Source organism: Streptosporangium sp. NPDC050284 (assembly GCF_044459525.1).
Lineage (GTDB): Bacteria > Actinomycetota > Actinomycetes > Streptosporangiales > Streptosporangiaceae > Streptosporangium.
This window is the reverse complement of sequence record NZ_JBITIZ010000030.1, coordinates 12,818-31,823: the sequence shown is the minus strand read 5'-3', so window position 1 is coordinate 31,823 and position 19,006 is coordinate 12,818. Positions and strand designations below refer to the sequence as shown.

General features: G+C 70.2%; 21 protein-coding genes and 2 tRNA genes. 17 read left to right on the top strand and 6 right to left on the bottom strand.

The window, feature by feature from the left end; genetic code table 11:
- Positions 1–16: 16 nt before the first annotated feature.
- Together ACIBH4_RS37930 and ACIBH4_RS37925 are read left to right on the top strand one after the other, a co-directional pair.
- On the top strand, positions 17–1,306 hold the full coding sequence (locus ACIBH4_RS37930; RefSeq protein WP_362521716.1) for a glutamate-5-semialdehyde dehydrogenase: 1,290 nt from the start codon (positions 17–19) through the stop codon (positions 1,304–1,306).
- Positions 1,307–1,588: 282 nt separating this feature from the next.
- A complete protein-coding gene (locus tag ACIBH4_RS37925) occupies positions 1,589–3,460 on the top strand; it encodes a protein kinase (RefSeq protein WP_362521714.1) in 1,872 nt (623 codons plus the stop codon).
- A 107-nt stretch (positions 3,461–3,567) separates the two neighbouring features.
- On the opposite strand, the gene ACIBH4_RS37920 is transcribed toward ACIBH4_RS37925, so the two are convergent.
- The gene (locus tag ACIBH4_RS37920; RefSeq protein ID WP_362521713.1) at positions 3,568–4,593 is read right to left on the bottom strand and encodes a M48 family metallopeptidase; all 1,026 of its coding nucleotides are present in this window, start codon (positions 4,591–4,593) and stop codon (positions 3,568–3,570) included.
- Between the two features lie 74 nt (positions 4,594–4,667).
- Between ACIBH4_RS37920 and nadD the strand changes: the two genes are divergently transcribed.
- From nadD to ACIBH4_RS37895, 5 genes are all read left to right on the top strand, one after another.
- A complete protein-coding gene (nadD, locus tag ACIBH4_RS37915; RefSeq protein WP_362521710.1) occupies positions 4,668–5,306 on the top strand; it encodes a nicotinate-nucleotide adenylyltransferase in 639 nt (212 codons plus the stop codon).
- Positions 5,307–5,598: 292 nt separating this feature from the next.
- Positions 5,599–6,006: a ribosome silencing factor gene (rsfS, locus tag ACIBH4_RS37910; RefSeq protein WP_350945821.1), complete on the top strand. Its 408-nt coding sequence runs from the start codon at positions 5,599–5,601 to the stop codon at positions 6,004–6,006.
- Positions 6,003–6,635 carry a histidine phosphatase family protein gene (locus ACIBH4_RS37905; protein WP_362521705.1) on the top strand — a complete coding sequence of 211 codons (633 nt, stop codon included), beginning with the start codon at positions 6,003–6,005 and terminating at the stop codon, positions 6,633–6,635. Before rsfS ends, ACIBH4_RS37905 begins: the two co-directional genes overlap by 4 nt.
- A 126-nt stretch (positions 6,636–6,761) precedes the next feature.
- A tRNA-Ala gene (locus ACIBH4_RS37900) sits at positions 6,762–6,834 on the top strand.
- Between the two features lie 154 nt (positions 6,835–6,988).
- Complete coding sequence (locus ACIBH4_RS37895) at positions 6,989–7,564, top strand: TetR/AcrR family transcriptional regulator (RefSeq protein WP_362521701.1); 576 nt, start codon at positions 6,989–6,991, stop codon at positions 7,562–7,564.
- Here ACIBH4_RS37895 and ACIBH4_RS37890 read toward each other — a convergent pair.
- On the bottom strand, positions 7,548–7,835 hold the full coding sequence (locus ACIBH4_RS37890) for a hypothetical protein (RefSeq protein WP_362521699.1): 288 nt from the start codon (positions 7,833–7,835) through the stop codon (positions 7,548–7,550). The two genes, ACIBH4_RS37895 and ACIBH4_RS37890, sit on opposite strands and share 17 nt — an antisense overlap.
- A 52-nt stretch (positions 7,836–7,887) precedes the next feature.
- Here ACIBH4_RS37890 and ACIBH4_RS37885 point away from each other — a divergent pair, with 52 nt between their 5' ends.
- Entirely contained in the window at positions 7,888–8,250 is a 363-nt protein-coding gene (locus ACIBH4_RS37885; RefSeq protein ID WP_362521696.1) for a DoxX family protein, read from the top strand.
- 528 nt (positions 8,251–8,778) lie between these two features.
- Here ACIBH4_RS37885 and ACIBH4_RS37880 read toward each other — a convergent pair.
- From ACIBH4_RS37880 to ACIBH4_RS37870, 3 genes are read right to left on the bottom strand one after another with little or no spacing between them, the layout of a single operon-like run.
- The gene (locus tag ACIBH4_RS37880) at positions 8,779–10,119 is read right to left on the bottom strand and encodes an ATP-binding protein (protein ID WP_362521695.1); all 1,341 of its coding nucleotides are present in this window, start codon (positions 10,117–10,119) and stop codon (positions 8,779–8,781) included.
- On the bottom strand, positions 10,116–10,793 hold the full coding sequence (locus tag ACIBH4_RS37875) for a response regulator transcription factor (protein ID WP_350945826.1): 678 nt from the start codon (positions 10,791–10,793) through the stop codon (positions 10,116–10,118). The genes ACIBH4_RS37880 and ACIBH4_RS37875 overlap by 4 nt, the downstream gene beginning before the upstream one ends.
- A gap of 43 nt (positions 10,794–10,836) precedes the next feature.
- Positions 10,837–11,325 carry a hypothetical protein gene (locus ACIBH4_RS37870; RefSeq protein ID WP_362521693.1) on the bottom strand — a complete coding sequence of 163 codons (489 nt, stop codon included), beginning with the start codon at positions 11,323–11,325 and terminating at the stop codon, positions 10,837–10,839.
- Here ACIBH4_RS37870 and ACIBH4_RS37865 point away from each other — a divergent pair.
- The gene (locus tag ACIBH4_RS37865) at positions 11,315–11,515 is read left to right on the top strand and encodes a hypothetical protein (RefSeq protein ID WP_350945828.1); all 201 of its coding nucleotides are present in this window, start codon (positions 11,315–11,317) and stop codon (positions 11,513–11,515) included. The two genes, ACIBH4_RS37870 and ACIBH4_RS37865, sit on opposite strands and share 11 nt — an antisense overlap.
- A 49-nt stretch (positions 11,516–11,564) precedes the next feature.
- Here ACIBH4_RS37865 and ACIBH4_RS37860 read toward each other — a convergent pair whose 3' ends face one another.
- Positions 11,565–12,077, bottom strand: coding sequence for a DUF523 domain-containing protein (locus ACIBH4_RS37860; protein ID WP_362521691.1), 513 nt, complete (start codon positions 12,075–12,077; stop codon positions 11,565–11,567).
- An 86-nt stretch (positions 12,078–12,163) separates the two neighbouring features.
- Between ACIBH4_RS37860 and ACIBH4_RS37855 the strand changes: the two genes are divergently transcribed.
- The 8 genes from ACIBH4_RS37855 (at position 12,164) to sigJ (ending at position 18,919) form a co-directional block, all read left to right on the top strand.
- Positions 12,164–12,526: a hypothetical protein gene (locus ACIBH4_RS37855; RefSeq protein ID WP_362521689.1), complete on the top strand. Its 363-nt coding sequence runs from the start codon at positions 12,164–12,166 to the stop codon at positions 12,524–12,526.
- Positions 12,523–12,903 (top strand): hypothetical protein, encoded by a 381-nt coding sequence (locus ACIBH4_RS37850; protein ID WP_362521687.1) that lies wholly within the window; start codon positions 12,523–12,525, stop codon positions 12,901–12,903. The genes ACIBH4_RS37855 and ACIBH4_RS37850 overlap by 4 nt, the downstream gene beginning before the upstream one ends.
- Positions 12,904–12,969: 66 nt before the next feature.
- A complete protein-coding gene (locus ACIBH4_RS37845; protein WP_362521686.1) occupies positions 12,970–13,674 on the top strand; it encodes an SRPBCC family protein in 705 nt (234 codons plus the stop codon).
- Between the two features lie 382 nt (positions 13,675–14,056).
- A complete protein-coding gene (locus tag ACIBH4_RS37840) occupies positions 14,057–15,295 on the top strand; it encodes an MFS transporter (protein WP_362521684.1) in 1,239 nt (412 codons plus the stop codon).
- Between the two features lie 230 nt (positions 15,296–15,525).
- Positions 15,526–16,956: an MFS transporter gene (locus tag ACIBH4_RS37835; RefSeq protein ID WP_362521682.1), complete on the top strand. Its 1,431-nt coding sequence runs from the start codon at positions 15,526–15,528 to the stop codon at positions 16,954–16,956.
- A 19-nt stretch (positions 16,957–16,975) separates the two neighbouring features.
- A tRNA-Ala gene (locus tag ACIBH4_RS37830) sits at positions 16,976–17,048 on the top strand.
- 404 nt (positions 17,049–17,452) lie between these two features.
- Positions 17,453–17,932 (top strand): hypothetical protein, encoded by a 480-nt coding sequence (locus tag ACIBH4_RS37825; RefSeq protein WP_362521680.1) that lies wholly within the window; start codon positions 17,453–17,455, stop codon positions 17,930–17,932.
- A gap of 42 nt (positions 17,933–17,974) precedes the next feature.
- A complete protein-coding gene (gene sigJ / locus ACIBH4_RS37820; protein ID WP_362769570.1) occupies positions 17,975–18,919 on the top strand; it encodes an RNA polymerase sigma factor SigJ in 945 nt (314 codons plus the stop codon).
- Positions 18,920–19,006 lie beyond the last annotated feature (87 nt).

Here is a 19,006-nt window from a genome sequence, read left to right as displayed (position 1 = left end):
TTTTTTGGAGCGCGAGATGTCCGAGGACTTCCTGAAGGTGGCCTTGGCGGCCAAAGAGGCCGCCGCAGAGCTGGCCCCGCTGCCGAGGGCGCCGAAGGACGCCGCGCTCCGGGTGATGGCCGACGCGCTGGTGGCCGCGTCCGCCGAGATCGTCGCGGCCAACGCGCTCGATGTGGAGAGGGCGAGGGAGAGCGGGATCTCCGAGTACATGATCGACCGCCTTCGTCTCGACGAGGCCAGGATCGAGGCGATCGCCGAGGCGGTCCGTCAGGTCGCCGACCTGCCCGACCCCGTCGGCGAGGTGATCCGGGGCAACACGCTGCCCAACGGGCTGGAGCTGCGCCAGCTCCGGGTCCCGCTCGGCGTGATCGGCATCATCTACGAGGGCCGCCCCAACGTGACCGTGGACGCCGCGGCGCTCTGCCTCAAGAGCGGCAACGCCACCCTGCTGCGCGGCTCCTCCAGCGCGTACGAGTCGAACACGGTCCTCGTCAGGATCATGCAGGAGGCGCTGGCGGGCACCCGGGTGCCCGCCGGAGCCGTCCAGCTGGTCCCCGGGCAGAGCCGCGACTCGGCCAAGGAGCTCATGAGGGCCCGCGGCCTGGTCGATGTGCTGATCCCGCGCGGCGGCGCCTCGCTGATCAACTCGGTGGTGGAGGAGTCCACCGTCCCGGTGATCGAGACCGGTGTGGGCAACTGCCACGTCTACGTCGACGCCGACGCCGATCCGGACCTCGCGATCCAGATCCTGATCAACTCCAAGGCCCAGCGGCCCTCGGTGTGCAACTCCGCCGAGACGCTCCTGGTGCACGCGGCCGTGGCCGACACCTTCGTGCCGCGAGCGCTGGCCGCGCTGGCGGCGGAGGGCGTCACGGTGCACGGCGACGCGCGCGTCGCGGCGTACGGCGACGTGGTGCCCGCAGGGGAGGAGGACTTCCGGATGGAGTACCTCTCGCTGGACATCGCCGCCGCCGTGGTCGACTCGCTGGAGGAGGCGGTCGCGCACATCAGGAAGTACGGCTCGGCGCACACCGACGCGATCGTCACGCGCTCGGTCACCGCCTCCCGCAGGTTCGTCGCGCTGGTCGACTCCGCGGCCGTGGCGGTCAACGCCTCGACCAGGTTCACCGACGGCGGGGAGTTCGGCTTCGGCGCGGAGATCGGCATCTCCACCCAGAAGCTGCACGCGCGCGGCCCCATGGGCCTGCCGGAGCTGACCTCGACCAAGTGGGTCTACACCGGCGAAGGTCATCTGCGCACGGCCGAGGGTACGATCCTCGCCTCACCCGAGTCCGCGTCCCGATAGTCGATTCCCCACGGGGCCCCGGACGTCGCGACGCGGCCTTCCGGGTGCCCCGTGAGCCTCTCTTCGGACCCGGGGCGCACCGTCCGGACCCGGCGAATCCCGCAGCCGCAGGGCCTTTCGCTCATCCGGATCTTTCTGGGAGTCCGGCGTGCCGTCGGGAAAACGCCACACTCGCCCGCTATGGTGTGGTCTCCTATGGCTGGAGAGCAGGGAAGCGAGCGGGAGTGAGCGACCCGATAGGCGCGGCGGTCCCTGACCCATGTGGCCGACGCAGGAGGTCACGTGGGTCGTCTCGGGCGGGTCGGTCCCTATACGTTGCTGGAACGTCTCGGTCGGGGGGGAATGGGCGAGGTCTACCTCGCCTCCAGCCGCCGGGGTGACAGGGTCGCGCTCAAGGTGCTCCACGACGTCCACGACGCGGGCTCCGAGGGCCGGGTGCGTCTGGAGCGGGAGGTCCGCGCCCTGCGCAGGGTCGAGAGCCCCTACGTCGCCCGCGTCGTCGACGCCGATCTCGACGGTGACCGGCCCTACCTGGTCATGGAGCACATCGAGGGAGACACCCTCCTGGATCGGGTGCGCCGTGACGGTTGCCTGGAGGGCGCCGGCCTGCTGAGCGTCGCGCAGGGCCTCGCCATCGCCCTGTCGATCATCCACGCGGCCGGGGTCGTGCACCGCGACCTCAAACCCGCCAACGTGGTGGTCAACGGGGACGACGAGCCCGTCCTCATCGACTTCGGCATCGCCCACGTCCTGGACGCCACCCGGCTCACCCTGACCGGCACCTTCCTGGGCACCCCCGGCTACGCCGCCCCCGAACTGTTCGCCGACGAGCACGTGGGCGAGCCCGCGGACGTGCACGCCTGGGCGGCCACCGTCGCCTTCGCCGCGACCGGCCGCCCCACCTTCGGCGGAGGCACCGTCGAGGCACAGATGTACGCGATCCTCAACGGCCAGGCCGACCTCGAGGGCGTCCCGGCGGCTCTGCTGCCGCTGATCCGCGCGGCCCTGCACCGTGAGCCGGCCAAGCGCCCCACCGCGGCCCTCCTCACCAGCCGCCTGGGCCGCCTGGTGAGGACGATCCCGTCCGAGGCGGGGGCGGCCAGGAAACCGGGCACCTTCGCGGGGGAGAAGCCCGGCCAGGGCAGGAAGCAGGAAGGCCGCTCCAGGTCCGGCACCAAGGGTGAGGATCCCGTCAAGGGCGGGCGGGCGGCCAGGGCGGAGACCGGCAGAGGAAGGTCATCCGTTCCCGCGGACGGAGCGGTGCGTCCGCCCCGGTCCCCGGCCGGCACGGACGGCGCGCCGCGCGGGGGGAGGGCGGTGCCCGCCGGTGAGACGGCCCGTGCGGCACGGGCACTCCCGGCACCCGGTGAGACGTCCCGTGGTGGGCGCCCGGCCGCCGCGGTCGGCGAGGCACCCCGTGGCCGCTCTGCCCCCGCGAGCGGTGAGACACCTCGCGCGGCACGCGTGGCCTCCACGACAGGTGAGACCTCCAGGACCGGACGGGCCCCCGCGGCCGCGGAGACGTCGCGTGGCGGGCGTCCCGCCTCCGCGGCGGGCAGAGCCGTCCGGCGGCGCCAAGCCGGTAAGGGGAGGGGCGGGGCGGCCGGAGAGCTCCAGGGCGGGGGCAGGGCGGGGCCGTTGCCCGCGGGCAACGCGGCGCTGCTGCTGCTGGCGGTGCTGGCCGTGCCGTGCGTCGTGGCCACGGTCATCTGGCCGCCGGCCACCTTCGCCGTCACCGGGCTGTTCGCCACGCTGGCCCGCACGTTGTGGGTCGGGCACTGGCTGGTCAGGAAGCGTAAGTCGGCCAGGACCCGGGCGATCCTGCGTGTGCTGGGCTTTCCGCTGACCTTCGTCGTCTCGCTGCTGACCGCCCTCGCGTGGCCGGGGCTGCCGGCGGCGGCCCTCGCCGGGGGCGCGCTCTGGCTGAGCCTCGGCGGCTCGCTGCCCCCCGACTGGTGGGCGCATCCCGCCCCGGTCGCCGTCGCCGGCGTCGTGTTCGGCGTCGTCTGCGGGGGCATCCTCGGCCGGGAGATCGAGCGGATCGGTGCCGAGCTCGTCGAACTCCGCAAGGAGGGCCTGCGCGCGCTCGCCGTACTGGGCGGGTTCGTCGCCCTGTGCTCCGCGGCCGTACGCGCGATCGCCCTCCTCGTGTAGGTCTCGCTTAGGTCTCGCTCCTGTTCGCGCATGGATCTGTATGTGTTCGGCCTGCATGGAAAAGGGCCCGGGAACACCTGCCCGGACCCTTTTGGTGGAACTTCTGATTAATTTCCATCGCGGCGGGAGAAGCGGTTGAAGATGCGCTCTCCGGCGTTGACGGCGCCTTCTGCGACGTCGCGCAGGACGCCGATGAACGGGTCCTGGGACTGCGACCAGGATTCCCGGTAGGAGCGGGCGGCCGCCTTGACCTCTTCGGAGATCTTCGCGTTGGCGTCGTCGGCGCGGCGGGGGTATTCACCGGCGAGGATCGTCTCGTACTCGCCGCTGCGGCGCCACTTGTCGAGCTCGGCGACGCGCGAGACGGCGAACGGGTGGGTGGTGCCCAGCAGGTTGAGGACCTTGAGCAGGCCGTCACGGACGTCGCCCGCCGTGTCGTACTCCCTGGCCTGGTCGAGGAAGGCCTCGATGTTCATCTCGTGCAGGCGCGAGCCGCCGGCGAGCTTCATCAGGGCGCGCAGTGCCGCGTCGGAGTCCTGGCCGCAGAGCAGACCGCCCCGGTCGGCGGAGAGCTCGGACTTGCGGTGCCACTCCTCCAGGCCGGCCACGATCGCGCGCAGGCCGATGTAGCCGAGCGGGATCCAGGCCACGCGGGTGGCGAGACGGGTCAGGATGTCGAGCATGGTCCGGTAGACGGCGTGGCCCGACAGGATGTGGGCGGTCTCGTGGCCGATGACGAAGCGCTGCTCCTCTGAGTCCATCAGGTCGAGGAGACCGGTCGTGACGACGATGAACGGGTCGTCGAAACCGATCGCCTTCGCCTGCACCAGCGGGCTCTGCTGCACGTAGACCTCGGGAATGCGGTGGAGGTCGAGCATGTAGGCGGCGTCGCGGCCCATGTCGTGCAGCGAGCGGAACTGGGTGTCGCTGGTGCGCACGGCCGAGGCGAGGTAGATCAGGCGCAGGCGGCGCTCGCTGACCAGGCCGGACATCTGCTTGAGCACCGTGTCGAACCCGCTGAGCGACCGGAGGGCGACCAGCGCGGACCGATCGGCAGGATGTTCGTAGGCGCGTGAGCTGATGCCGGGAAGCTGCACGCGGTTGCGATCCGGGGTGGTGGTCATGTCCGGCATGCTACGTCGGGTCCGCCTGCCACGCGCGGGGGGTGATTAAAAGCTGTGTACGGCTTGCACGTATGGTCCGTTTCATGATGAACGTGCCTACCGGCAAGGGGAAGCGACGTCTGGGCGTCATGGGCGGGACCTTCGACCCGATCCACCACGGTCACCTGGTCGCGGCCAGTGAGGTCGCTCACTATTTCGATCTTGACGAGGTGGTCTTCGTGCCGACGGGACAGCCGTGGCAGAAGGCCGACAAGATCGTCTCGGCCGCCGAGGACCGCTATCTCATGACGGTCATCGCCACCGCCTCCAACCCCAGGTTCTCGGTGAGCCGCGTCGACATCGACCGCCCGGGTCCCACCTTCACCATCGACACGCTCCGGGAGATCTCCGCCGCCTGGGGGCCCGACGTGGATCTCTACTTCATCACCGGGGCCGATGCGCTCGCCCAGATCCTGAGCTGGCGCGACGTCGACGAGCTGTTCACCATCGCACACTTCGTGGGTGCCACCAGGCCGGGCCATATCCTGCACGACCCCGGCCTGCCCGACGGCAAGGTGAGCCTGGTGGAGATCCCGGCACTGGCCATCTCGTCGTCGGAGTGTCGCCAGCGGGTGGCCTCGGGGGAGCCCATCTGGTATCTCGTCCCCGACGGCATCGTCCAGTACATCAACAAGCGCGGCCTGTACGGCGGTGCGGCGGCCAGGCCTTCCGGCGGCCGGTGAGTAGGGGCCGATTTTGATGAAATTCGCTATGATTCGAGAAATTTGCGTGGGACGAGTATCCGCAGCTCATCCGGCATGATCGCCGAACGCGCGAGCCGTGCCCGTCCCACCCGAGATCGACAAACGCGGCCCCGCCCGCCGAAGACGCCCCTGATCAGGGCGTCAATTCGTTTGCGGCGCGGAATCGGGTGACACACGATAGGCGTTGTCCAACAGGCGGCTCTTCAACAAGCGCCGAATCGGGCACCCTGATAGGTGACAGCGCCGACTAGCAGGAGGACTGACCCACACCGTGACAGCAACAGAAAGATCCATCCAGCTCGTCAGGCTCGCCGCCGAGGCGGCGGCGGACAAACTGGCCGATGACATTCTCGCCTATGACGTGAGCGACCAGCTCGTCATCACCGACGCGTTCGTGCTCTGCTCCGCCACCAACGACCGTCAGGTCCGCGCCATCGTCGACGAGATCGAGGACCGGCTGCGGATCGGGGCCGACGCCAAGCCCGTTCGCCGCGAGGGTGAGCGCGAGGGCCGCTGGGTCCTGCTGGACTACATCGACATCGTCGTGCACGTCCAGCACGAGGAGGACCGCACCTTCTACGCGCTGGAGCGCCTGTGGAAGGACTGTCCCTCCATCTCGCTGCCGGACAGCGTGACCCAGGTCGCCGCCCAGCGCGCCCGCGGGACGGTAGCTGAGTGAGTCGCCGCGTCGTCTGCCTCAGGCATGGCCAGACGCTGTGGAACGTCGAGCACCGCTTCCAGGGCCACAGCGACATCCCCCTCGACGAGACCGGGATCGCGCAGGCCACCCGCGCGGCCTCGCTGCTCGCCGCTCTCCGCCCGAGCAAGATCGTTTCTTCCGATCTTCAGCGCGCCTTCGACACCGCCTCGGCGCTGGGCCGCGTCACTCGCCTGGACGTCGGCGTCGACAAGGACCTGCGAGAGCGGGGCGGAGGCCAGTGGGAGGGGCTCACCCGGGCGGAGATCTCCGAGAGGTGGCCCCGGGAGTTCGCCGACTGGGAGGCGCCGGGCGGTGAGACGGTCACCGATGTCGCCGACAGGGTCTCCTCGGCCATACGCCGCTGGGCGGCGGAGATCGACTCCGACGGCCTGCTGGTCGTCGCCTCCCACGGGGCGGCGATCCGACTCGGTATCGCCAAGCTCATGAACCTGCCGCAGGAGCTCTGGCCCGCCCTGGGAGGTCTCGGAAACTGCTCGTGGTCGGTGCTGGAGGAGGCGCGCAAGGGCTGGCGTCTGCTGGAGCACAACGCGGGGACCCTCCCCGAGCCGGTCAGTAGTGACGACAACCCCGAGGTCACCCAGGAGTGACCTTCGAGCGGCGCGGCTTGCGCCCCGGCGGCGGGCGCGGGCCGTGTGGTCGTCGATTAGGTGAACACGCCGGTGTCCTTATATGCTTCCCGAGCGCCGCAACGAGAGCACTCGAAGCGGTGACCAGGGGCTATGGCGCAGCTGGTAGCGCGCCTCCATGGCATGGAGGAGGTCTGGGGTTCGAATCCCCATAGCTCCACCTACGGACGGGTGATCGGATCGTCGGTGCGGTGAGCGCCGGTGAGAGGTCGCCCGCGATCTCCCTGACAAGGCCACCCTCCGGGTGGCCTTGTTTCGTTCAGGGGTGTGTCGCGGGCACGTCCGGGCACCGTACCTCCTGGTATGGTCGGGGCGTGAGCGCGGCGCGTGACCGTTGGTTGGACGAGGGCATCCGAGTGCTGGCCGCCGAGGGGGCCTCGGGGGTGCGCATCGACCGGATCGCCGCCCGTCTGGGATTGTCCAAGGGGTCCTTTCACCACCATTTCGATGGTGCCGAGGGATACAAGCGCGACCTGCTGGCGTACTTCGAGCGTTTGTCCGTCGAGGCGTTCGACCGGGCGATCGCCGGGGTCGAAACGCCGGGTGACGCGCGCGCCGTCCTTGGGAGGCTGACCGAGCTGATCCGGTCGCGGGATACGGGGCTCTACCGCCCGCAACTGGAGGCCGCGGTACGTGCCTGGTCGATGTCGGATCCCGACGCGCGCGCCGTGCAGGCGCGCATCGACCAGGTCAGGCTGTCGGCGTTGCAGCGCGTCTGGCGGCCCCATGTCGCGACGGACGCGGAGGCGAGACGAGCCGCGCTGCTTCCGTATCTCCTGGCCGTGGGGGCCACCGTGATGGTCCCGCCTGTCGGCGCCGAGGAGTTGAGGAACGTCGTCGAGATGCTTCTGCCCCTCGTGCCGGAGGAGCCGATCACCGCCGCCGACTGAGACGCGACATCGATTCGCGCTCTGCGACATCGGTCGGCCGGTTTCCCCGGCGCTCCACGGCATCGGCCGGGCGGGTTTCTGTGCGGTTCATGGCATCGGTCGGCCGGTTTCCCGAGCGGTTCGTGACGCCGGTCGGCTGGTTTTCCGCGCGATCCACGCCATCATTCGGCCGGGTTTCCGGGCGGCTCACGTTCTTCTTGACCTGAGCGGGAGGAAGGCCGGTGCCCCGCCCGCACGGCCCGGAGTCGGAGGATCCTTGCGGCCTTTCCATACCATGCCGTATGGTACGGTTCGAATCGAGCGTGTACGGAGGGAGGACGACCTTGACGCACCTTCCTGATCCGGTGTGGCCCGTCGTGGTGCTGGCTTTCATCCAGGTGGCCGATGCGATCCTGTGCATCAGGCCGGTGGCTTTCGTCGCTCAGTGCCTGGAGGACGTGAAGTGGCCGCGAAGACACTGGTGGGTGATGTCGCCCATCAAGTTCGCGGCGGCGGCCGGCCTGCTGGCGGGCATATGGATCCCCTATCTGGGGGCGGTCACCTGCGCCGCGCTCGTCCTGTACTTCCTCGTCGCGATATCGATGCACGTGGCGGCGAGGGACTTCGGCAGGAACCTCTTCCTCAACGCCACGGGCATGCTCGTCATCTGTCTCGCCACCGGCGTGTTCTGTTTCGTGATCCGGTGATGGCCGATCACGCGGGACGACACGTCGGCCGAACCGAGTCAGCGGGTCAACGAGGAGGTGGGGCGGGGACGCCCGCCGTTCTCGCGTCCCTGGAAGGCGAACGTCATTCCGGTTCTTCGCGACGGAGCGCTTCGATCACGGATCGTCAGACGAGACCGCGAAGGCGAGTTCCCGGCTCGCCCGCCGTGCCGGTCGCGCCTCCTCCGTCTGGACGCGAGACCGGCGCGGCGGGGCGAGCCGGAAACCATGGACGCGGGGTGACGTCCGCGTTCCCCTTCATGATCGAGCAGCCGGAATGGTAAAACAGCCTGTTTGAGCATTGCTTAAGGTGCGCTTACGTGTGATCTAACCAATGTCCGCCTACGCGTGGTCCGGGCAACGCCCTGCGCTCCGTGTGATCCGGTCGAGGTTCGGCCGTTCGCCTACGCGTGCTCTGGCCGACATCCGGAGAAGCGCTTCGTGAGCCGGCCCCGTACCGGCCGCGGCGCACTCTCCGCACGGTCCACGACACGTTCCCGGCCGCGCCGCTCAGCGCCTCGCGTTCCTGCGGGACCAGCGGCCGCCGACCAGACGTCGGGCGGTACGCGGGGGACGGTCGTGCGGGTCGGTGCGGAACCAGAGCTGGACTCTGGCGCCGCCGAGTGAGGAGGCGTCGATCCGCAGGGTGCCGCCGGAGGACTCGGCGAGCCTGCGGGCGATGTCCAGGCCGAGCCCGGTGGACCCCGCCCCGCTGGTCCCGCGCCGCAGCGCCGCCTCGGGGTCGCCGATGCCGGGACCGGCGTCGGCGATCAGCACGCCGACGGTGCCCGAGCCCTGGTGCAGGGTCACCGTGAACGCCGTGCCCTGGGGGGTGTGCCGGAAGACGTTGCCGAGCAGGGCGTCCACCACGGCGCTGAGCTCTCCTGCCGCGACCGGCACCCGTGCGCTCTCCGAGGCGCCGATCAGCTCCCAGGGGCGCCTCTGGTCCTCGGCGAGCGCCGACCAGAAGGCGAGCCGTTCGCGCAGCACCTCGGCGGCGTCACAGTGGACGAGCTCCGGTGCGCGGGAGGGCTGCCTCGCCGCCGCGATGATCTGATCCACCTCGGTCTCCAGGCGGCTCAGCGCGCTCCTGCTCTGCTCGGCCTCGGGTCCCAGGTGGTCCAGGCTGAGCCGGAGCGCGGTGAGGGGGGTGCGCAGGCGGTGCGACAGGTCTGCGGCCATCTCCCTTTCCGCGGCCAGCAGCTGGGTCACGCGGTCGGCCATGCTGTTGAACGCCTCGCCGGCCGCGACGAGCTCGGGCGGGCCCTCGGGCTCGATGCGGACGCTGAGGTCCCCGGCGCCCAGGGCACTCGCCGCCCGTCCCAGCCGCCGGGCCGAGCGCACCACGCGCACGCCCAGCCGGTCGCCGACCAGGAGCGATCCGGCGACGAGCACCGCGGCCACCCCGCTCAGCACCGCCCACGACGAGGCGACACCTCGGGTGAGGTCGGCCGGCGGGATGAAGATCTCGATGACCACGGTCCTGTCGCCGTCCAGGGCGACGGGGCGCAGCAGGAGGTAGCCGGTGTCCATTTCGGCGGTGATGGCCCGGGTCAGGCGAGAGGCCGCGGCCACGGTCTCCGCGGGGGCCCTCACGGTACCGGCCGAGCCGCCGCCGGGCAGGTGGACCGCGATCCGGTCCCGCGCGCCGGTGCTGAGCAGCGCGTGGGTCAGCCGGTCGGGATCGACGGTGATGGCCAGCACGGGGACCAGCGCCGACGCCTGCCGCTCCGCCTCGGCCATGGCCCGGCCGTGGGCGATCTCCCTGACGATGAGCCCGAGCGGGATCAGGAAGGCGAGGGCGACCATCGAGGTTCCCGCGACGGTGAGCAAGGCGAGGGTCCGCCTCACGGCGGTGTGATCAGCATGACCCCCACGCCGCGTACGGTGTGCAGGTAGCGGGGGGAGGACGCGCTCTCGCCGAGCTTGCGCCGCAGCCATGACAGGTGGACGTCGATCGTCTGGTCGTCCCCGTAGGACTGTTGCCAGACCTCGGTGAGCAGTTCCTTGCGGGAGACCACCCGGTCGGCGCGGGTGGCGAGATAGGCGAGGAGGTCGAACTCGCGCCTGGTGAGGGTGAGCGGGGCGCCGTCCAGGTGGGCCTCGCGCCGGTTGAGGTCCACCGACAGAGCGCCGACGCACAGGACCGGGGGTGGGGTCGCGCTCCGCGCCCGGCGCAGCACGGCGTCCAGGCGGGCGTTCAGGTGGTCGCCGGAGAACGGTTTGACCAGGTAGTCGTCGGCCCCCGCCTGGAGGAGACGGACGATCTCCGCCTCGTTGTCCCTGGCCGTGGCCACGATGACCGGGACGCTGGAGACGCTGCGGACCATCTTGAGCGCCTCTGCCCCGTCCAGGTCGGGCAGCCCGAGGTCGAGAACCACCGCGTCCGGGGGGTTCTGGGTGATCTCTCGCAGAGCGTCGAGCGCACGCCCCGCGCTGCGTACGGCGTGCTGGCGCCTGCTGAGTTCCTGGATGATCGCGGATCGTACGTATTCATCGTCTTCGACCACTAGCACCGTCGCCATGTCATGTAACGGTAGTGAACAGTGGGACATATGACGTAATAATTCACGATATGCGGCAGACGCTGGGGTTCATAGCGGTGTGGTGCGGGGCCACCGTCCTGGCGATCTCAGTTGCCTGGTTCGGCGTCCGCGACGTGCTCCGCAGCGAGGTCTTCGAGGACGCGAGCATCGAACCCATCAACGCCGCCATCGGGCGTACGGGAGACTCGCGACTCCCTCGGGGAGCGCCCACGGGACCGCAGGTGCTCGGCACGCCGACCGCGGCCTCCTCCGCGCCGGACCGGACCCCGGCGCCCCGCTCCACCGCACCCGCACGCGGCACCGCCAGGCCGAGTTCCGCCCCCTCCCCGTCGAGGACCGCCGCGGCGCCGGCACGCACGCGGGAGGGTGATTCCTCCCGTTCCGGGCCGTCGTCCGCGCCTTCCAAATCGAGCAGGACCCAGGCGGCCACCTCGTCGCCCACCACGCCCAGGGCGACGGCCACCAGGACGCGATCGATCTCCACCGAGAACCTGCGCGTGGTGAACGTCAAGGGTGGTTCGGTCTCGTTCGCCATCGAGAACGGCGTGTGCCGTCTGATCGCCGCCGCGCCCAACGCGGGCTACGAGGCCAAGGTCGCCTCGGCCACCGGCTGGATCAGGGTCGACCTCGTCCAGGGAGAGCACGGTTCCGCGGTCTTCTGCATCGGAGCGGAGGGCCGCACCGACCTGTGGGAGTACTAGGCCGGCCCTGATGGACACCGGGGCGAGTGGGGAGCCGCGGGGCCGGTCTTCAGGTGGGGCCTGGGTGCCGGTCGCCGAGTTCGCGCAGTCGCGCGGCGGCCTCGGCGACGCGCTCCTCGCAGAAGACCGCGATGCCGTGCCGTTCGAGCAGGGCGGTGGTCACCCCGTGGCCGGGCACGCGCCCGCCCCCGAAGGCGCCGTCGTAGATGACCAGGCTGCCACAGGAGGGACTGCCCTCCTTCAGAATCGCCACCCTCACACCGTGGGTCCGCGCGGCGGCGAGCGCCGCCCGCGCGCCGGAGAGAAAGGCCTCCGTGACGTCGGCGCCCTCGGCGGTCAGCACCCGGGCCGCCCCGGACAGCACCGCCTCACCTCCGGCGCCGCCCTCGATCTCCGCGGCCGGGCGCGGCACGGGCAGACCGCCCTCGACCTCGGGACAGAACGGGATAAGCCGCCCCTGTTGCCGCCACGCGGCCAGCAGGGCGTCGCCGCTCGTCTTGGCGGCCCCGTCGTAGCGGACCTTCCGTCCCATCAGGCAGGCGCTGACCAGGATCCTCTCCACGGACCCAGAGTACGTGGCGCGGAGCGGAGGGCGAGGGGTCCGGGCAGTACCCTGCTGCCCATGCTTTTCGATCCCCTGAGGTCTCGATGATCGGCCCGCTCGCGACCGGCCTCATCCTGCTGTCGCTGTTGGTCGGGATCTTCGCGCTCGTGAGCACGGCGAGGAACAGGGCGATGAGCAGACCGCTCCTCGTCGCGCTCGGAGTGCTGGAGATCGGCCTGCTCGTCCAGGCCGGGTTCGTGATCGCCGCGCTGGTGAGAGGTGAGGGGCCCGCGGAGACGGCCACACTCATCGGCTATCTGGCGGGCAGCCTGGTGATCCCGCCGGTGGCGGCGTTCTGGGGGATCGGTGAGCGGTCGCGCTGGGGGCCCGCGGTGATCGCGGTGGCGGGTTTCGCGATCCCCGGCATGGTCGGGCGGATGCTCCAGATCTGGCAGGGGCTGCCGTGAGCGAACCGGCGATCGGCAGCGGGCCGGGACGCGCGCTGGTGGCGGTCTACGGAGTCTTCGCCCTCGCCGCGGGGGCGCGTGCCGCCGTGCAGATCGCCACCCGGTTCCAGGAGGCACCGGTGGCCTACGCGCTGTCGGCGTTCGCCGCGGCCGTCTACATCCTGCTCACCGTGGCGCTGGCCAGGGGGAACAGGACCCTGGCGCTCGTCGCCTGCGGCGTCGAGCTGGCCGGGGTGCTCATCGTGGGAACGCTCAGCATGGTCGACCCCGAGGCTTTCCCGCGTGCCACGGTCTGGTCGGGTTACGGGAGTGGATATCTTTTCATCCCGTTTGTGCTTCCGATCCTGGGCCTTTACTGGCTTTTGCGGCGCCGCTAGTTAGGCCCGTGCCTCACCGGGCAGGTCTGCTTCCCGAACCGACCAAACCACAAGGGAGGCACGGTCATGAGCTCGATTGAACAGTCAGTGGACGTCAACGTCCCGATCCGGACCGCGTACAACCAGTGGACCCAGTTCGAGAGCTTTCCCGAGTTCATGGAAGGCGTCGAGTCGATCAAGCAGTTGAGCGACACGCGTACGGCGTGGGTCGTCGAGATCGCGGGGGTCCGCCGGGAGTTCGAGGCGGAGATCACCGAGCAGCACCCCGACGAGCGGGTGGCCTGGAAGTCACTGGAGAAGCCGCACCAGGCGGGTGTGGTGACCTTCCACCATCTCGGCCCCGACAGCACCCGGGTCACGTTGCAGATGGAGTACGACCCCGAGGGGTTCGTCGAGACCGTCGGTGACTGGCTGCAGCTCGTCCGGCTGCGCGTTCGCGGCGACCTGGAGCGTTTCAAGACCTTTGTCGAGTCGCGCGGCGACGAGACCGGCGCGTGGCGCGGCGACGTTCCCGGCCCGCACGAGCGCGGCGGCGATGTCGCCGGCACCGGTGGGGTCACCGACCGACCTCTGGGCGACCGGGGCCTGGGGGAGCACCGCGGCACCGGTACGGGAGGCGGTCACGGATTCGACGAGCCGGTGCCTCCGCGTACGGTGGGCCAGCCCTACCCGGCGGACCCGGATCTTCCTCCGCCCGGTGGTGAGCCGCTGCCCCCGGCGGGGCGCAGGCCTGGTGAGGAGCCGCCGCTCACCCCGGGGCCGCGTATCTGACGCTCGTCGGCCGGGGCCGCGTGCCCGGAAACCGCCGCCCGGACCTGGGGGACTCTCGTCCGAGGCGCGCGTCCGGTGCGGTCGGTCCCGGGCCGCGCGTCCGATCCCAAGTCGCGCTCGGTGACGCCGCCCAGGCGTCCGCCGCCCGAACCGTCCGGGATTCCGGGCATCCGGAGGCCGGGGAGTCGTACCGGTGCGTGAGAAAGCCGGGCCACGTTCTGTAAAGAGGAGCGTGGCCCGGCTTTCACGTTGTCAGTGATTCGCGCCCGTTCGGATTCGACACGCCAGGTCAGGAACAAACTGAAGTTTCACTCCTGTTACAGTCGGGGTCAGCCAATCATCCTACGATTGGATGAAACCACTGAGGAGGACTGAAACCAGCATGAGCGTGCTCACCCATCAGACCAGGGGCCGCACCGGTGGAACCACGGGCTCTCTCGCCTGGTTGCTCGTACTGGGAATCGTCCTCGCGGCACTGAACCTGCGTACCGCCGTCACGAGCGTCGGACCGGTCCTCGACCAGATAACCTCCGGCCTCGGCATGACCGCGGTCGGAGCCGGGCTGCTCACCACGCTCCCGGTGCTCATCTTCGCCTCGGTCGGCGCGGTGACGCCCGCCCTCGCCGTGAGGGTCGGAGAGCACCGCCTTCTGCTCCTCGCCCTCATCGTCCTCGGTGCGGGCCTGCTCATCCGCTCGATGGTGGGCTCGGCCGAGGTGTTCCTCTACAGCAGTGCCCTGGCGCTGTCGGGCGGCGCGGTGGGCAACGTGCTCATCCCCAGCCTGATCAAGCGTCACTTCCCCGGCCGGGCCGGGACCATGACCACCGTCTACACCACCGCCCTCGCGGTGGGCACGATGCTCGCGGCCGCCGCGACCGTGCCCATCCAGCGGGCCACCGACGGCAACTGGCACGTTGCCCTGGGGGTGTGGGGGGCGCTCGCGGCCGTCGCCGCCATTCCGTGGCTTGCGCTCTCGCGCAGTGAGCCGGAGCGGCGCGGCGCGAGCGGGGGCAGCGAGGGCACAGATGCCCGTGCCCTGCTCCGTAGCAGGCTGGCCTGGGCGGTCGCCGCCTATTTCGGCACCCAGAGCATGGTCGCCTACATCATGTTCGGCTTCCTGCCGAAGATCCTGACCGACGGCGGCTACACCACCGCGCAGGCGGGCCTGGTGCTGGGCGTCTTCACCGCGATCGGCATCCCGGTCTCGCTCCTGGTGCCCTCGATCGCGTCGAGGTTCTCCGACCAGAGGCCCGTGGTGGCCGCCTTCGTCGTCTTCTACACCGTCGGATTCCTCGGACTCTGGCTCGGTCCCTCCGGCCTGGCCTGGGTCTTCGCGAGCCTGGTGGGCGTCGGCATGGGGTCGTTCCCCCTCGCGCTCACGATGCTCGCCATGCGCACCCGCACTCCCGAGGCGACGGCCGCGCTGTCGGCCTTCGGGCAGAGTGTCGGATACCTCATCGCGGGTGCCGGGCCCCTGGTCGTCGGCGTCATGCACGAGTCGACCGGCGGCTGGACGCTGCCGTTCCTGCTGCTGTTCGCGGTGGTCGCCGTCCAGTTCGTGACCGGCTGGCACGCCGGTCGTCCGGTATATCTGGAGGACGAGCGGTCCCCCGCGCGCTGATCGACCGCGTCGGTGTGGCTCGCGTCCCTTCGGGGGCGGCGCGAGCCGCACCGGCATGACACCGGGGCATGACACCGGCATGACGAGGTGACGCCGATCACGGACTTGACGCGCGTCGCCCGTTCTGGCGGAAAGGCCGAGGGGGTTCGGCCGACCGCCACCCGGTAAACAGTTGTTTACCGTCGCCCTTTACCATGCGAAGGCGGCAGTCGACAGCGGAGGAGCGGGCAGTGACGGGAACGACCCTCGCCGAACCTGGCACCACACGGCAGGGCAGGCAGCTCTGGCTGACCCTGGTGGCGCTCTCCACCGCCGGGATGGTCGTGTCCGTGCAGCAGACCGTGGTCATCCCGCTGCTGCCCAGGCTCATGGTCACCTTCGGTGCGTCGGTGGCCGAGGTCACCTGGGTCTTCACCGCCTCGCTGCTCGCCGCGGCGGTGGCCACGCCGCTGCTTTCGCGCCTCGGGGACATGTACGGCAAGAAGCGGATGATCCTGTTCACCGTCGGCCTGCTCGTACTGGGCTCGCTGGTCTGCGCCCTGTCCGGTTCCCTCCCCGTGCTGATCGCCGGGCGGGCTCTGCAGGGCGCCTCGGCGGCACTGATCCCGCTGGCCATCGGCATGATCAGGGACACCTTCCCGCCCGGCAGGGTCATGACGGCGATCGGGGTGGTGAGCGCCACCATGGGGGTCGGCGGCAGCCTCGGTATGATCGTCACCGGACTGATCGCCGACCGCACTCCCGACCACCACCCGGTCTTCTGGATCACGGCGGGGCTCAGCGCGCTCGCGATCGTTCTCATCGTGCTGAGCGCTCCCGGAGACGGAGCCGGCGCCGGGGGCCGTCCCGACCTCATCGGCGCGGCACTGCTGTCGGCCTGGCTCGTCTGCCTGCTGCTGGCGATCTCCAAGGGCAACGACTGGGGCTGGAGCTCGGGAGTCGTCCTGTGGCTGTTCGCGGGCGCGGGCGGATTCTGTGCCGTCTGGGTCTTCAGTCAGCTGCGGCTCCGGGCGCCGATGGTACGGCTCCACCTGCTCGTCGGGCGTCAGTCCCTGCCGGCCAACGTGGCGTCGATGCTCCTGGGTTTCGCCATGTTCGGCTCCTTCACCCTGGTCTCAGGCTTCATCCAGACGCCCTCGTCCACCGGGTACGGCTTCGGCGGGTCGGTCCTCGACGTCGGCGTCTACGCCCTGCCCAGCACCGTGACGATGCTGCTCGCCTCCTTCACGGCGGGCCGTCTCTCCGCCCGGCTCGGTGCCGCCTACTCCCTCGCCCTCGGCGCGGGTCTGTGCGCCACCGGATTCGGCTGGTTCACCTTCTTCAACGACTCGGTGCTCCATCTGGTCGGCTCCAACGCCGTACAGGGCCTGGGATTCGGCATCGGCTACGCCGCGCTGGGGGCCCTCGCCGTGCAGCACGTGTCCAGGGACCAGAGCGGCATCGCGAGCGGCATCAACTCCCTGGTCCGCTCCATCGGCGGCAGCCTCTCCGGCGCCGCGACCTCCGCGCTCCTCACCTCGATCACCATCGCGGGAACCTCCGTCCCCTCCCGTGACGCGTACGTGATCTCCTTCGGCATCATCACCGCGAGCGCCGCGGGCTCCGCGGCCGTCGCGCTCGCGGCCGGAATGAGGGCGCGAGGACTGTCCCGAATCGGCTAGGATTTCATCTGCATCGCAAGGGGCTATGGCGCAGCTGGTAGCGCGCCTCCATGGCATGGAGGAGGTCTGGGGTTCGAATCCCCATAGCTCCACGTGTGACCGGGACTTGCGGGTCCGTCTTCAGAGGCGGCTTCCCGCAGGTCCCGTTCTCGTTTACCCGACAGGACGACCCCCGGGCCCTCCCGCTCGGAGTCCGGGGCGAGTGCCTTGGGGCCGAGTAGCTGCGCCTTTGCTGACAGGTCTCTTCCGGTGGCCGACGTTCGCCTTTTGTGTGGTGGCTCCGTTGCGGGCCTCCTATTTCCTGCGGTGGATATGCGACATGCGATGCGGGCGATAAAGGCAGCGGGAGGAATCCTCGTATGGCTGACACGGTCGCCCCGTTCGAGCTTTTCGGCTCCGATTATTTTCGTGATCCCTATACGGCGCTTGACTGGTTGCGGGTCAACTCGCCTGTTCATCGATATGTTTTCCGCTCGGCGACGTCCCCATGTGGGTGGTGACCAGATACGACGATGCTCAGGTCATCCTCGCCGACACGCGGTTCAGCACCGCCGAGTGGCGCGGGAGCGCCGAATTCCATGCGGCGGGGTTGTCCATCGGCGGAGAGAGCATACTGGCGCAGCCCATTCCGGGGCTCGATCCGCCGCAGCACACCCGGGTCCGGCGGTGCGCCATGAGCGCGTTCACCCCGCGCGCCGTCGAAAAATGGCGGGAGGATATCCGGCGCGTTATCGACCTGACCATAAAAGATTGGGAACCGGGGCAGGAGCGGGATCTGGTGGCGGAGTTCGCGGTGCCGATTCCGCCTTCCGTGATCGCGACGCGTCTCGGGTTCACCATGGAGGGGAGGGAGGATCTCGCGCGGGATGTGGACCTGCTCATCTCCACCGACCCGGACGACATCTCGCTGGCCGGGGAGGTGGCGGACTGCTGTCCCCGTGAAGCGATCACCCTCCGTTCCCGGAACCCTGATTGAACCGTGGCAGCCGATTCGCGCCGCGCGACCTAGGATCGGGCCATGCCGTTGACCGCGAACGACGTCGGCCGGTTCGAGGCCTCCAGGCCGCGTCTGGAGGCCATCGCCTACCGCCTCCTCGGCTCCAGCGGGGAGGCCGAGGACGCCGTGCAGGAGACGTTCCTGCGCTGGCAGGCCGCCGACGTCGGCCGCATCGAGGTCCCCGAGGCCTGGCTGACGAAGGTCCTCACCAACCTGTGCCTCAACCAGCTCACCTCCGCGCGGGCGCGCCGCGAGACCTACGTGGGCCAGTGGCTTCCCGAGCCGCTGCTCGCCGGAGACCCGATGCTCGGCCCGGCCGAGACCGCCGAGCAGCGCGAATCGGTCTCGTACGCGGTCCTCACTCTCATGGAGCGCCTCCATCCCAACGAGCGGGCGGTGTACGTGCTGCGGGAGGCCTTCGGCTACTCGCACCGGGAGATCGCCGAGATCCTCGACATCACCGAGGGCGCCAGCCAGCAGATCTTCCACCGGGCCAGGAAGCGCGTCGCGGACGGCAGGGCCCGAACCGAGGTCGACGAGGCCGCGACCCGGCGGATCGTCGAGGAGTTCCTGGCGGCCGCGGCCAGCGGTCAGGTCGAATCGCTCGTGCGCCTGCTCACCGAGGACGCCGTCTCGATCGGGGACGGTGGAGGGAAGGTCCCGGCCCGCGCCACGGCGTTCGAGGGCTCCGTCGCGGTCGCGAAGTTCCTGCGGGGCCTGTTCGCGTTCGGCAAGGGCGTACGCGCCGTGGTGGGCGGCGTGCCCGAGGTGTACGCCTGGACCGCCAACGGTGACCCTGCCGTCGTGGCCGTCATGGACGGCCGGGTCGTCGGTGTCATGTGCCTGGAGGTCACCGCCGAGGGCATCGCCGCGTTCCGTCACCAGGTCAATCCCGACAAGCTCGACCGCGCGACCGCGCGCTGGGCGGCCACCGACCACGGGGAGCCCCTGTTCGGCGCCTCCTGATCACTTCTCGATCGCTGTGTGAGGTGCTTCACATCGCGTTCCTGTCAGGAAACGGCGGGCCGCCCGGTTCAAGGGGCAAATCCGCAC